Origin of the sequence: Micromonospora inositola (assembly GCF_900090285.1) — a bacterium.
In the GTDB taxonomy this organism is placed as follows: Bacteria; Actinomycetota; Actinomycetes; order Mycobacteriales; family Micromonosporaceae; genus Micromonospora; species Micromonospora inositola.
In genome coordinates, this window is record NZ_LT607754.1 from 4242745 (window position 1) to 4256436 (window position 13692).

Genomic DNA, 13692 nt, shown 5'->3' on the forward strand with positions numbered 1-13692 from the left:
TCACGCTGGCGGGTCCGCTCGTGGGTCAGGTCAACGACGGGACGGTCGGATCGCGGGGGCTGCAACTGCAGGGCTCGATGTGACCGCCGCCCGTTGTAGTGGCGCGCGTATCCATCGAGCGTGCGGCGTAGATGTCCTTCTCCGAAGATGAGCATGCAGTCGGTGACCTCGCTGCGTGCGGTGAGGACGAGCCTTTCCGCGTAGGCGGTTACTCGCGGGCTTTGCGGTGGGGTCTTCAGGACGGTGACGCCTGCTGGGGCGAACACGGCGTCGAAGGTGTCGGTGTCTCATCGCCGTCAGGTTCCTGTTCAGTCGGGTCATCATCCGGCCGGACGGCCGTCGCCGGCTTCCTCGCCCAAACCGGCATGACCCTCGAACCCGAACTGCCATAACGACGCGGACCTCGGCCTTCAACCTCTTGTACGTGCACCAACTCGTTAATGCCTTGTTGCCTTGCCGGGGCGGTGTCTACTGTCTGGTGATGCGTTCGCGACTGCTGGCCGTGACCTTCGAGGCGCACGACCCGGCTCGTCCGGCGCAGTTCTGGGCCGCTCTGCTCGGCCGGGAGGTCATCGAGGATGCCGTCGGTGCGCTTTTGCCGGGCGATGACGCCCAGCTCGGTCTTCGGTTCGTTCCGGGCCGCGCGGGCCAACTCGGAGCGAACCGCATGCACCTGCACCTGACCAGCGCCGATCTCGACGAGCAGCAGCACACGGTGGCGATGGCGCTGAAGCTTGGTGGCCGCCACCTCAACGTTGGGCAGCGACCTGAGGACGAGCACGTCGTCCTGGCCGACCCCGCGGGCTACGCGTTCTGCGTGATCGAGCCCGGCAACGCCTACCTCGCCGGGTGCGGCTTCCTCGGTGAGCTCACCTGTGACGGCACCCGGGAAGTCGGCCTGTTCTGGAGCAAGGTGCTGGGCTGGCCGCTGGTGTGGGACCAGGACGAGGAGACCGCGATCCAGTCACCGCGCGGCGGCACCAAGGTCGCATGGGCAGGCCCGCCCGTGGCCCCGAAAAAGGAGCCGAACCAGCAGCGCTTCGAGCTCATCCCGGCCGCTGGCGACCAGCAAGCGGCGGTCGACGGGCTGATCTCCCTCGGGGCCACTCGGCTCGAGATCGGTAAGGACGGCGCAGTCATGCTGGCAGATCCAGACGGCAACGAGTTCTGCGTCAGGGGAACTGACCACAGCCCTGCCGGATCGCCCATCGTGCCAGGGTGACCTGTGGGTGACCTGCTGCCGGATGGTTTCCTCGCGTCCGGGCCGCCGCGTTTATCCCACCATCAGCCCCCGATACCTCCTCACTCGGTGCCACTGAACCCATCGACCCAGACCACGCAGACACGCGACAGACGTCAGCCTTTCAACCTCTTGTAGCAGCCGGGCGGGGTGGGCCTGCCGGGGGAGCGACGAAGATCGTCACTGCCGGGAAGATCGGGAATGCGACCCTGCAGCGCCCCTGGCTCAGATGTGGACTCGCGGTGGATCGAGAAGAAGTCGCCACTGGGAAGGCGCGTCCAATCGGCCTCCGCGTTTATCTGAGTTGGGAAGCCTCCGGGGGGGATCCTTGATCACGGCGTCGGCACCAGCCCTGCTTTACCTTTCGGCCACATAGGACCCGTCGACTCCGCTACCGAATGGCGGCAGCGTGTCTCACTGAGGGCACCGAACGTGAGGGAGATGCGACCAGCCTGACCCGCCTGCAGCCTGGCAAGCCAGGCCGAGAGGGCGCCGCAGACGGTATGCCGGGCGCGACTTCCCTGGGCGCCCATTCTCCGCCGGCTCAAAGATCGCGGGCAGCGCGGTGAAGGCTCGGCCACGAGCCGTGACTGCGCCAGCTGCGACACGCTGGTCGGGCCACACGGCCAGGGTGCGTATCCCGAGGCGCCCACGTCCACCGCTAGCCGTTCTCCTTCACGTAGACCCGGCTCCGGGCAGCGACTCCGTCAGCCCCTGCATCTTCAAGATCAGAAACACACGGTCCGCGACGAAGCTGGACACCTCGTACTGCTCGCACAACTTGGCGCGGCTGGGCAGGCGTGAGCCAGGCGGAAACTCCCCGGACTTGATCCGGTTCGCCATGTCTTCGGCTACACGCTGGTAGGCGTACTGCGGTGGCACAGGTGGAAGACATCCAAGTCGATGATCGGCGCGTATGGGAATTTGGTCGGTGTCCATCCTCGAACACAGACCGTAGCAACGGCACCAGCAATCTGCTGATGCGGCTATCTGGGCGTCAGCTGTAGTTCGCCATGAACGATGATCGTGAAGTCTTGGCCGACGTCGGCCCAGAGTTGTTTGTATTCGATGTACATGATCGAGGCCGAGCCCTTCATCTGCGCCGAGGAAATGATCGGCATTGGCACTTTTCGGCCGCTCGACCGTAACCCTGGTCGGCTGCCACCTGGGCGGGTCGACCGCCGAAACCGAGCGGGCCACGGCCGGGTTGGGCGGGTACGTCCGGGCGGTGTGAGATCCATCGCCCGTGGGAAGGTCCGGGTGAGCCTGAGACGTTGTCCAGCACATGCCGGAAACTGATGTGGTGGTTATCGGGGCCGGACAGGCGGGGCTGTCCAGCGCATACCACCTGCGCTCCTCCGGTCTTGACTTCGTCGTCCTGGACGCCAACCCGGCACCCGGCGGGGCCTGGCAGCACCGGTGGCCGACGCTGCGCATGGCGACCGTGCACGGGATCTTCGACCTGCCCGGCATGCGCTTCACGCCTCCGTCGCCGGACGAGCCAGCCGCCGACGCGGTGCCGGCCTATTTCACCGCCTTTGAGAAGGACTTCGGCATCGACGTGCGGCGGCCAGTCGCCGTCACGGCCGTCCGGAACGCACGCGACGGACGACTCCTCGTCGAATCCGACAACGGCACCTGGACCACCCGGGCACTGATCAACGCCGCTGGGACGTGGACCAGGCCGTTCGTGCCGTACTACCCGGGACGGGAGACGTTCCGCGGGCGGCAGCTGCACACCGCCCACTACCGGGGGCCGGCGGAATTCGCAGGAAAGCGGGTGGTTGTCGTCGGGGGCGGAACGTCGGCGGTGCAGCTCCTGGTCGAGATCGCCGACGTCGCGGCGACGACGACCTGGGTCACCCGCCGGCCGCCGGTGTTCCGGGACGGGCCCTTCACGCCGGACTACGGACGCGAGGTGGTCGCCAAGGTGGAGGCACGGGTACGGGCCGGCCTGCCCCCGGGAAGCATCGCCAGCGCGACCGAGCTGTCGTGGACACCGCAGCTGCGCGAAGCCCGGGAACGCGGTCTCCTCCTACGCCGGCCCATGTTCGACCGGATCATCTCCGACGGCGTCCGGTGGCGCGACGGCTCGGCACAGGACGTGGACGTCATCCTCTGGTGCACCGGCTTCCGGCCGGCGCTCGACCACCTGGCCCCGCTGCGGCTGCGGGGGCCCCGCGGCGGCATCGTCGTGGACGGAACTCGGGTGGTCGCCGACCCCCGCATCCACCTGGTCGGCTACGGGCCGTCCGCGAGCACAGTCGGCGCGAACCGCGCCGGGCGGGCAGCGGTCCGCGAGCTGCGCGCGCTTTTGGCGGCGCCGTCCCGGCTTGACGGGCGCGGCGACGGTGGCACTCGCGAAAGATCAGCCGATATCGGCGCTTTCGCCGCCTGAACGCCGCACCCCCGCGCCACATGACCACCGGGGGCCGGTTCCTCCTGCCTTGACACCGGTCCGGGCCGGCTGAGCCGCCGGCGATACGACTAGCCCGGGCACGTTGACGAGGCAGACATTGTCGGCGTGGTCAAGCCGGCCGTGACCAGAGCGGACGTCATTGTCGGCAACCTGCAGGACCGGGCACCGGCGGCGGCCTTGAGTGCCGCTCAGCGGGCCTTCTTGGTCGCCCGCTTGCGGGGCGGCGTCAACGAGTCGGCGATCGCGGCGATGGCTGACGGCACCAGGCGGTAGTACGCCCAGACGCCTCGCTTCTCGCGCTCGAGCAGACCGGCCTCGGTGAGGATCCGAAGGTGATGACTGACGGTCGGCTGGGAGAGACCAAGCGGCGCGGTGAGGTCACTCACGGACGCCTCGCCCTCCGGAGCGGACTGGATCAGACTGAGCAGTCGTAGCCGGGCCGGGTCGGCGAATGCCTTCAGCACTCCCGCGAGCCGTTCGGCATCCGCACGCTTGATCGGCTCGCCAGCAAGCGGCGAGATGGCAGGTGTAGCAGTTTTCGCAGTTCCCACGTCTTCCATCGTTCCACCAACACCACCGATAGGCCCGTGGAACGGGGCCCGGGTCACGATCTGTTTGCGGGTAGGGAGCCGTGTTACCGGCCGTATCACAGCAGGGTGCGGCCCGCTCCATCTGTCGGATGGAGCGGGCCGTCGGATGTTCCAGCGGACTCCGGGGGCCGCCTAGTAGTTCGTCGGCCACCGCGTGTCGGATCGGCTCCACCTCATACGGGCCGCACGGGTGTGGTTGCTGTTCGCCCTCTGCTCAAGGGGTGGGGCTGCTCCCCCCGCCGGACCAGTCAGTGGCGGCGGGACCGCGGTCCTCGAACTCGTACGTGGTAGTCAGGCCTTCGGGCAGGTCGGGGACCAGGGCGTTGGTGCCGTCGACCACCTGGACGTAGCGGCGATCCTGGAGGATCGAGTAGCTCCCGTCGGCGATCTGCTCGATCTTGAAGAGCTGCGTCTGCGCGGTCGGATCGCACACCCGGCCGCGGACGCTGCCCGGCGCGGCGTCGTGCACGACGGTCATGCAGACCTGGCTCGTGCCACGCGGCGTGGCCAGCATGATCCGGAATTTGTCCCCCTCGGGGTGCAGGACCCACAGGGCCCGGTCGTCGATGCCCGGCTCGGTGGTGGCCCGCGCCCGGTCGTCGTCACGGCCGATCGCCAATGCGGCCCCGCCCATGCCGGGCACAACGATAAGGACCTGCCGCCGGCCGCCGAGGAACTCCTGCGGTCCCGCTGGCGCGGTCACGGACGGGGCGACCGATGGCGGGACCTCGCCCGCCGGGCCGACAACACCCCGGTCCGGCGTCTCAACGTGGTCCCGCGCCGGCAGCAGGGTGGCGCCGGCGGTCACGACCAGCACGGCCAGGCCCGCGCCGGTGACTGCCGCCCGGCGCCGCCGGCGCTGGTCGCTGCGGCGGCGCAACGTCTGCGCTGCGGGCAGCGTCGTAACGTCCCGGACCCTGTCGGCGATGGCCGTGAGGTCGTCGTGCGGATCAGCCATGGGACGCCTCCTCGTGGTGCGTCTCGGTCAGCATTCCGGCCATCGCTCGTCGGCCGCGGGCAAGGTACGCCTTGACGGTCCCGATGGGCACCTGCATCTCGGCTGCCACCTCGGCAACGCTGAGATCGTTCAGGTGGTACAGCACGACGGCGCGGCGCTGGTTGGCGCTCAGCCGCTGCAGCGCCTGGAGCAGGGCGACGTGGTCCACGCTGAGTCCGGGCACGCTCTGGTCGACGGCGGCCCGGCGGTGTGCACGGATCCGGTTGAGCGTCTTGCGCCAGCTGCTCACCGCGATTCGGGAGGCGACCCGGCGGACCCACGCCTCCGGGCTGTCCGCCTCCCGCACAGTCCGCCAGCGCTGCCAGGCCCGCATGAAAGCCTCGGCGACGGCGTCCTCCGCCTCACTGCGGTTGCCGGTCAGCGCATAGACGTGACCCACGATCCGTCCCGCGCAGGCCGCGTAGAAGCCGTCGAACTCCTCGGCGTCACGCATCCTGACCTGCACCTTCCCCAGAAACTCGTCTCGTGGTCACCGCCGAAATGAGACCCGGGAGGGACGCCCGGTCCATCTGCGCGGTGAAGGATTGTGGTACACGTCACAGCGTGAGTGATCAACCCGTCGAGCGGGCCAGGCGTCATCGTGCCGTCCCGGGAGAGGCCCGTGACGGAGAGGACGATGTGCGACGACGGCAACGACGCGCCTTGACAGCCGGGGTGCTGGCGACCGTGCTGGCGGCGGCCGGCCTCACGGCTTCACAGGCGGACGCGCAGGAGAAGCCGGGGGCCACGGTCTCCGGCAAGCCCGGTACCTTCACGTTGATCACCGGGGATCGGGTGTCGCTGGACGCGGACGGTCACCTGGAGATCCAGCGGGGGCCGGGGCGGCCCGGCATGCGGTTCGTGAGCAGCCGGGAGGGAGGTCACCAGTTCGTCGTCCCGGTCGACGCGATGCCGCTGCTGCACGACGGGCGACTCGACCGGCGGCTGTTCGACCTCACCGCGCTCGGCGAGTTCGGCTACGACGACCGGGCGGCCGAGCTACCGCTGCTGGTCGCGTACCCGGAGAACATGGCGCCGCAGGCACGGTCCGCGGCCGTCGAGGGTGCCGCACGGGTGCGGGCCGACCTGCCCGCCGCCCACGCGCTGGCCGTGCGGGCGGGACTGGACGAGCGGGTCACGCTGTGGGCGTCACTCACCCGCGGCACGGCGTCCGAGCGCACGCTCACCGCCGGGATCACCCACGTCTGGCTGGACGGCAAGCGCCGGGTGTCCCTGGACCGCAGCGTGCCGCAGATCGGCGCGCCGGCGGCCTGGCAGGCCGGCTTCGACGGCACCGGCGTCACGGTCGGCGTGCTGGACACCGGGATCGACGCCAGCCACTCCGACTTCGCCGGGCACATCGCCGCGATCCGGGACTTCACCGGCGGCAACGACCCCGGCGACACGGTCGGCCACGGCACCCACGTGGCGTCGACCATCATGGGCAGCGGCGCCGCCTCGGGCGGCCGGTACCGGGGCGTGGCACCGGGCGCGAAGCTGGTCGTCGGCAAGGTCTGCGCCACCGAGGAGTGCCAGGACTCGGACATCATCGCCGGCATGCAGTGGGCCGCGTCGCAGGCCCGGGTGGTCAACGTGAGCCTGGGCGGCACGGACGCGCCGGGTCTCGACCCGCTGGAGACCGCGGTCCAGGACCTGAGTCACCGGTACGGCACGCTCTTCGTGGTCGCCGCCGGCAACGAGGGCAAACCGAAGTCGGTCATGTCACCGGCCTCCGCGGACGACGCACTCGCCGTCGCCGCCGTCGCCGCCGACGACCAGCGGGCGTACTTCTCCGCCAGGGGCCCCCGCATCGGCGACAACCACATCAAGCCCGAGATCAGCGCGCCGGGCGTCGACATCGCGGCGGCCGCCCCGGGCGGCGGCTACGTCGCCATGTCGGGCACGTCGATGGCCACCCCGCACGTGGCGGGTTCGGCCGCGATCCTCGCTGGGCAGCATCCGGACTGGTCCGGCCCGCAACTCAAGGCCGCCCTGATGGGCTCGGCCAAGCCGGCCGGCGATGACAGCCTCTACGAGCAGGGCGCGGGCCGGGTGGACATCGGCCGAGCGGTCGCCCAGCCGATCGCCGCCGACGTCGCCGCGGTCGACTTCCCAGTCCAGCGCTGGCCCCACGCCGACGACACCCCGATCTCCCGCGTCATCGGCTACCGCAACACGGGCAGCGCGCCGGTCACCCTGTCCCTGACCGTCGCCCCGGCCCCGGCCGGCATGATCACCGTCAGCCCGACCACCCTGGTGGTGCCGGCCGGCGGCCGCGCCGAGGCGACGATCACCGTGGACACCCGGGTCGACGCCCCCGACGGCCTCTACCAGGGCGCGCTGACCGCGACCGGCGCTGGGGACCTGCGGGTGCGGACACCGTTCGCGCTCAACCGCGAGATCGAGAGCTACGACGTCCGGCTCGACCACACCGGGCGCGACGGCAGACCGGCCACGGAGTACCAGACCGTGGCGGCGAACCTGGCGACCGGCGAGTTCACCGCCCTTGACGGGCAACCGGGCGGCGGCACCCTGCGGCTACCCAAGGGCCGTTACGCGCTCTACAGCACCATCCACGAGGGCAACGTGTCGACCCTGCTCGTGCAGCCGGTCCTGGACGTACACGGCCCGGTCACCGAGGCGCTCGACGCCCGCACGGCCCAGCCGGTCTCGCTGACCGTGCCCCAGCGGGACGCCGCACCGCTGTCGATCAACGTGAGCGCGAACTGGAACGACGGCTTCCGCTACCCGGGTGTCCAGCTCAGCGGGGTGTCGTTCGCGGACGTCTTCTTCGGCCGGATCGGGCCTGCCGTCGCGGCCCCCGAGTTCGCCGCGACGCTGGGCATCGGGCTCGCCCGACCGGGCCCCGACCGGACGTTCCGGAACAGCCCCTACACGTACGACCTCGCGTATGTGGGCCACGGCGACATGTTCACGGGGCTGACCAGGACGTTGTCGCCGAAGAACCTCGCCACCGTCAAGGCGACCTACCGGAGCCAGTCCACCACCGCCACCGCCGTCCGCCTCCACCGCGCGGCGTCCCCCGGCGGCCCCGGCCCGATCGGTTCGAGCACCTCGTTCGACCTGCCATTCCACGCCACCGAGTACTACAACACCGACGGCGGCATCGTCTGGACGTCCACGTTCGTCGAGGGCGACAACCTCACCACGCAGGAGTCCACCTTCCACCCGGGCAGGACGTACACCCAGACCTGGAACGCGGCGCCCTTCGGGCCCACGGTGGGCGGGGCCCCGACCTGGTCGCCGCTGGGGTACGCGGGCCGCGACGGCGACACCATCTCGGTCGCGTCGCCACCCCTGTTCGGCGACGCGACCGGCCGCCCCGCGAGCCGCGACGACCTGCAGGTCCACTTCCGGCTGTCAAGCAACGGTAAGGAGATCGCCACCGCGGACGGACCATACGCGGACTTCTCGGTGCCCGCCGACAAGGCCGCCTACCGCCTGGAGGCGACCGTCACCCGCGGCGCCCCGGACACCCTGTCGACGTCGGTCTCAGTGGCCTGGACCTTCATCTCGGCGCACACGTCGACGCCGCAGCGACTGCCCCTGACCACGGCCCGGCCGATGCCCGCGCTCGACGACACCAACACGGCCCAGGCGGGCAGGACGATGACCATCCCCGTGGCGCTGGACCGGCAGGCGGGCTCAGCCGCCGCGCCGGGCCGCACGCTCGGCGTGGCCGCATCCTTCGACGACGGCAGGACGTGGATCGCGTTGCCGATCGTCCGCGGCGTCGCCCGCATCGCCCATCCGCGACGGCCCGGCTTCGTGTCGCTGCGCCTGACGGCCACCGACACCGCCGGCAACACGGTGACACAGACGATCCAGCGGGCCTACCGGATCGCCTGAACCACGCCCGAATCCGGGGCGGCTGCCTGCTGGCGCCGCCCCGGACTGCGGCTTCAACAGCTCGAACGCGCCTTCGTCCTCGCCGCGTTCGCCGCCCTTGCCGACCCGTCAGCCGCGGCTGCTTCGACCGCAAGAGGGCCGAGGGCAAACGCGACAACGCCCCGTTGAGACGGGACGTCACAGCCAGCCACGCGCCGTGGCGGTCATTCCCAGCTGGAAGCGGGTGGTGGCACCCAGGTCTTCCATCAGCGCGTGGATCCGGCGCTGCGTGGTCCTGATCGACCAGCCCAGTGACCGGGCGATACCTTGGTCGGTTAGGCCCGAGGCGAGCAGCGTCAAGAGGTCCCTGGTTTCCTCGTCCGGTCCGCTCGCGCCGTCGACCGGCCCGTCGATGGACAGCGGTATGCCCCGGTCCCACTCCGCCTCGAAGAGCGTGATGAACGCGTCGAGTAGCGACGATGGGTGGACCACGTAGGCGACGCCGACATCCTGCTCGCTGGAGCTGATGGGGATGATGGCCAGCCGGTCGCCCACGACGCGGATCAAGGGCACGTACTCTCCGCTGTCCCTGCGCAACACGGTCGGGTCGACCCCCAAGGCGGGCAGCGCCGCACCGAACAGCTCGGCACCGGCCGCCGCGCCGTGGACCACGATCGCCGACTACCCGAGCCCGATCCAGGACAACGGCGTCGTCTCGCTCGGCGGCAAGATCTACTCGGCGTTCGGGGTCACCGGCTCCGATTACTCCCACGCGATGTACGCCTATGACCCGACCGCGGGCAGCTGGTCCCGGCTGGCGAGCCCCGCGGACGATCGCCAGCGGCCGACCATGGCGGTGTTGAACGGGAAGATCTACGCAACAGGCGGCTGGGGGCGGCTCGGCCGTTGACGGCGCCCCCGACGGCAAGTCCGAGGTGTATGACCCGGCAACGAATGTGTGGACGACCGCGGCGACGAACCCGAAACCGCTCGCGGGCTCCGGTGTCGCGGTGCTCGACGGCAGGATGTACGTCGTCGGCGGCTGCCTCCAGATGGTGTGTGGCGCCAAGGACGTCATGGTGTACGACCCGGCCAGTGACTCGTGGGACCGCGCCCCCGACTACCCGAGCCGGTGAGCTGGGAGGCGTGTGGTGCGATCTCCGACGCCCTCTACTGCGCGGGCGGCGAGTCCAGCTCCGGCGGCGCGACGCGCCACACGTACGTCTACGACCCGCATGCCGACTCGTGGTCGCCGGCGGCCGACATGCCCATCGACCTGTGGGGGTCCGGGTACACCACGGCTGAGGGCCGGTTGCTGGTCTCCGGTGGTGTCACGGAGCACAACTCGGTGGTCACCAACCAGGGCTTCGGCCTCGACCCGGCCAGCGACACCTGGACGCCCATCTCGAACTCGAACAACACGCTCTACCGCAGTGGTAGCGCCTGCGGGTTCTACAAGATCGGTGGTAACACGGGTGGCGAGGACGCCCAGAACCTGGGCAGCTCCGAGGTGTTGCCGGGCAGGGTCGACTGCGGCGAGACGAACCACGTGAGCTGGCTCGCGGTGAACCCGACGACGCTCACGCTCGCACCGGGTGCCAGCACCACGGTCACCGTGACCGTCGACGCGAATGTTCCGGACATCACGCAGCCGGGGACGTACACGGCGGCTGTTGTGATCGGCACGGATACGCCGTACACGACGCCGACCGTCCCGGTGTCGATGACGGTCAACCCGCCGAAGACCTGGGGCAAGATCACCGGTACGGTCACCGGGCCGTCAGGTGCGTTGCCTGGCGCAACGGTCCAAATCAACACGTCGTTGGGGCACTACACGCTCAGAACCGATGCGAGCGGCCATTACCAGCTGTGGCTCGACGTCCGAAACAACCCCGTTGCAGGTGATCTGCGCGATCGACGGCTATCAGCCACAGACGACGGCTGTAAAGATCAGAAGGGGAGAGGCGACGACGCTGGACTTCGCATTGCAGAAGGTCTAGTTCCGGCCGACCGAGAGGGCCCGGGTGGTGTCACCGCCCGGGCCCTCTCTCGCGCCGCACATCGCGGGCCGCCGTTCAGACCCGTATCCACGGGTAGGCAAGGCAACGGTGCGTGGCCTGATGAACGGATGCCGCAGGAATTTCTGATGAATCGGCTGGACTGCCGGGGAAATGGCTGTCGACAGCAGCCCAGCCAGCCAGCCCCGCCGAAGCTCGGGCACCTGCTGTCGGCGGAGCCGAGGTTGCCGAGTCCTGACCCGACCTTGTCAGGACAGTCACCGGCGGCTCCTCTGGGCGGGCGGGACGACGCCGCGGCCAGGTCGAGAACGCAGAGGTCTCGACCTGGCCGCGTGAACGCGTGGCGGCTGACTACGGTGTGAGCCGGAAGTAGTCGAGGTTGAACCCGCCCGTTTCGCAGTACACCGTGACCAGCTGATCGCCCGCCGTCAGGGCGACCGGCACGTGCACCGACTGGTAGCTACCCCAGCCGCCCGTGTCCGGCACGGATACGGTCGCGAGCACCTGCCCGCTCGCGTTGCGGAACGACAGCGCGTTCGCCGCGGCGGCACCCGTGCCGTTGGCGACGCGCAGCTCAAGGTCGTACGTTCCGGCCTGCGCGACCGCGATGCGGTACTTGAGCCAGTTTCCGGCGGCCGTCCAGCCGATGTTCTTGCCGCCGCTGGCGGCCGGGTTGCTCTCGACGAAGCAGCAGCCTCCCTCGTCCCAGCCGTGTTGCTCCAGGTACGACTCGGCCTCGACCTTTGCGCCGATGGGCGCGCCGTGCGGCCGCACGGTCAGGTGGACCCTCACCTTGTCGCTTGCCTGGCCGTCGGTGACCACGAAGGTCAAATCCTGCTCGCCGGCCACGGTGGGGTGGATCGTCACGAGCCCGGTGGTGCCGTCGATGCTGACCCCGTCCGGCAGGTCGGTGGCGTAGAAGCCGAGCGGGTCGCCGTCGACGTCGGCCGCTGTCAGCTGCACCTGCACCGTGCTGTACTGGTCGGCGACCACATCGGCGACGTTGTCCAGCACCGGGGCGTGATTGCCCTTCGTCGGCGGCAGCTTGCCCTTCCACCGGAACGTGGCGAACGAGTGCGCCGGCACCGTCTCGAGGAAGGACTGACCGGCGAGCACGATGCGTACCTTGCTGTCAGCGTCGTTGCTGTTGCGGAGTACGGCGACGAAGTTGTTGGCCTTGTCCCGGTAGACCACGTTGCTGATGCCGTTCGCCTCGCCACTCGACTGCACACGTACATCGTCGGGGCCGAGGTATCGCGCGAACTGCCCCAACTGGTAGAGCTCGTCCCGGACGGTGAAGTCACGGGTGGTGGTGTTGACGGTGACCAGACGGTTGGGCCATTTCGTGGTCCGGCCGACTTCCGCCCAGTCGATGTTGTTGTCGCGCGCAGGTGTCCAGTGCAGTGTCCCGCCGTCCTGGTCGGTGGCCTGGGCCCACATGACGTACGAGCTGGCGTCCAGCCGGAAGTAGCTCAGGAGGGTGTCCGGGGAGACGCTGCCCGTCTCGGTCATCTCGATGGGCTTGCCGTACTGCTCGTACGCGTCGCGCATGACGGTCGGGTCGCCCCAGTACGGGTGAAAGGCGATGGCGTCGGCTGCCGCGCGGACTTGCGCCCCGGTGATTGAGCCGTCCGGTGCGTCCTCGAAGATGCGGTAGTAGTTCTTCGTCTCGGTGCTGTTCGGGTCGCGCCAGTCCCAGAAGTTGAAGTCGTGCACGTAGAGCTGGGTGTCGAGGTTGGCTGCGGCGAACTCGCGCTTGATCGCAATGGCCAGCTTCTGCTGCTGCTCGACGCTGATGTCCATGGCCGGGTAGACGACGTCCATGCCGGGCTCGTTCAGCAGCGTCAGCCCACCGATCTTGATGCCGTGCTCCGCGTACGCCTGGACGAACTTGACATAGTAGCGGGCGAAGACGTCAATGCAGTCATCGCGCAGCTTGCCGACCTGGTAGTAGCTGGTCGTGCTGCCCGGCCGAAGCGCGACCTCGCCGATGAAGCGGTTGTTCGTCTTCATCCAGGCCGGAGCGCTCCAGGCGGACGCAAAGAACGTGGCGTGCGGGTTGTAGCGCTGGATCAGCTTGATCGTGTCGATGATGTGCAGGTCGATGTCGCGCTGGATCGAAAAGTGCTTCAGGTCGAAGTCATCGCTGACGCCGGTAGGCAGGTCGTCCTCCGACCAGAACGGCAGGTGCTCGATGACGTCAGGGCTGCCGATCGTCAGGCGGAACCGGTCGAGGCCCGCCCCGGTCTTCGGGTCGACGAGCAGCCGGACGGCCTGCTCCCGCTTCGCCGGGTCGAGCTTCCAGAGGTTGGAGACGCTCGTCTCGTCCAGGGAGAAGCCGACGCCGCTGTAGCGTTGACGCGTCTGGCTGGGGTCGATGACGACAGTTGTGTCGGCGGATGCGCCCTTGTCGTTGCCCACGCGGATGGTGGGCAACGACTGCCACCGGTGTTCGGCGCCGGTCGAGTAGGTCCCGGTCACGACATTGCCACGGTCGGCCGTCGCCGGCGACGCCGGCGTGGCTGCGAGCACGGTGACCGTTGCCGATGCGACGGCGAGTGCCGCAGTAACGGATTGCC

Annotated in this window: 12 protein-coding genes and 1 pseudogene; 6 read left to right on the top strand and 7 right to left on the bottom strand. The window is 69.5% G+C overall.

Translation table 11 applies throughout. The annotated features are described in order from the left end of the window. Nucleotides 1–65 precede the first annotated feature (65 nt). A pseudogene (locus GA0070613_RS33555) lies at nt 66–266 on the bottom strand (integrase core domain-containing protein); the annotation flags it as partial. A gap of 215 nt (nt 267–481) precedes the next feature. On the opposite strand from GA0070613_RS33555, the gene GA0070613_RS20240 reads away from it, so the two are divergent. Next, nucleotides 482–1222 (top strand): VOC family protein, encoded by a 741-nt coding sequence (locus tag GA0070613_RS20240; RefSeq protein WP_172875857.1) that lies wholly within the window; start codon nt 482–484, stop codon nt 1220–1222. Between the two features lie 693 nt (nt 1223–1915). On the opposite strand, the gene GA0070613_RS34015 is transcribed toward GA0070613_RS20240, so the two are convergent. Next, nucleotides 1916–2179, bottom strand: a complete 264-nt coding sequence (locus GA0070613_RS34015) for a winged helix-turn-helix domain-containing protein (protein WP_089013731.1) — start codon at nt 2177–2179, stop codon at nt 1916–1918. Between the two features lie 346 nt (nt 2180–2525). Here GA0070613_RS34015 and GA0070613_RS20250 point away from each other — a divergent pair, with 346 nt between their 5' ends. Then, nucleotides 2526–3638 carry an FAD-dependent oxidoreductase gene (locus GA0070613_RS20250; RefSeq protein WP_089013732.1) on the top strand — a complete coding sequence of 371 codons (1113 nt, stop codon included), beginning with the start codon at nt 2526–2528 and terminating at the stop codon, nt 3636–3638. A gap of 209 nt (nt 3639–3847) precedes the next feature. Here GA0070613_RS20250 and GA0070613_RS20255 read toward each other — a convergent pair whose 3' ends face one another. The 3 genes from GA0070613_RS20255 to GA0070613_RS20265 form a co-directional block, all read right to left on the bottom strand. Then, the gene (locus GA0070613_RS20255) at nt 3848–4219 is read right to left on the bottom strand and encodes an ArsR/SmtB family transcription factor (RefSeq protein ID WP_089013733.1); all 372 of its coding nucleotides are present in this window, start codon (nt 4217–4219) and stop codon (nt 3848–3850) included. Nucleotides 4220–4463: 244 nt separating this feature from the next. Beyond that, nucleotides 4464–5207, bottom strand: a complete 744-nt coding sequence (locus tag GA0070613_RS20260; protein WP_089013734.1) for a hypothetical protein — start codon at nt 5205–5207, stop codon at nt 4464–4466. Next, entirely contained in the window at nt 5200–5700 is a 501-nt protein-coding gene (locus GA0070613_RS20265) for an RNA polymerase sigma factor (RefSeq protein ID WP_089013735.1), read from the bottom strand. The genes GA0070613_RS20260 and GA0070613_RS20265 overlap by 8 nt, the downstream gene beginning before the upstream one ends. A gap of 209 nt (nt 5701–5909) precedes the next feature. Between GA0070613_RS20265 and GA0070613_RS20270 the strand changes: the two genes are divergently transcribed. Further along, nucleotides 5910–9116, top strand: a complete 3207-nt coding sequence (locus tag GA0070613_RS20270) for a S8 family serine peptidase (RefSeq protein WP_157746406.1) — start codon at nt 5910–5912, stop codon at nt 9114–9116. A 177-nt stretch (nt 9117–9293) separates the two neighbouring features. Here GA0070613_RS20270 and GA0070613_RS20275 read toward each other — a convergent pair whose 3' ends face one another. Continuing rightward, on the bottom strand, nt 9294–9650 hold the full coding sequence (locus tag GA0070613_RS20275) for a helix-turn-helix domain-containing protein (protein WP_089013737.1): 357 nt from the start codon (nt 9648–9650) through the stop codon (nt 9294–9296). Between GA0070613_RS20275 and GA0070613_RS20280 the strand changes: the two genes are divergently transcribed. Genes GA0070613_RS20280 through GA0070613_RS20290 form a run of 3 tightly spaced genes read left to right on the top strand, consistent with a single transcriptional unit; the run spans nt 9628 to nt 11475 of the window. Continuing rightward, complete coding sequence (locus GA0070613_RS20280; RefSeq protein WP_157746407.1) at nt 9628–10005, top strand: Kelch repeat-containing protein; 378 nt, start codon at nt 9628–9630, stop codon at nt 10003–10005. The genes GA0070613_RS20275 and GA0070613_RS20280 overlap by 23 nt on opposite strands. A gap of 46 nt (nt 10006–10051) precedes the next feature. Next, nucleotides 10052–10231, top strand: coding sequence for a kelch repeat-containing protein (locus GA0070613_RS20285; protein ID WP_089013739.1), 180 nt, complete (start codon nt 10052–10054; stop codon nt 10229–10231). Next, nucleotides 10228–11475 (top strand): carboxypeptidase-like regulatory domain-containing protein, encoded by a 1248-nt coding sequence (locus tag GA0070613_RS20290; protein ID WP_157746409.1) that lies wholly within the window; start codon nt 10228–10230, stop codon nt 11473–11475. The genes GA0070613_RS20285 and GA0070613_RS20290 overlap by 4 nt, the downstream gene beginning before the upstream one ends. Here GA0070613_RS20290 and GA0070613_RS20295 read toward each other — a convergent pair. Continuing rightward, entirely contained in the window at nt 11465–13594 is a 2130-nt protein-coding gene (locus tag GA0070613_RS20295; RefSeq protein ID WP_231929304.1) for a carbohydrate-binding protein, read from the bottom strand. The two genes, GA0070613_RS20290 and GA0070613_RS20295, sit on opposite strands and share 11 nt — an antisense overlap. Nucleotides 13595–13692 lie beyond the last annotated feature (98 nt).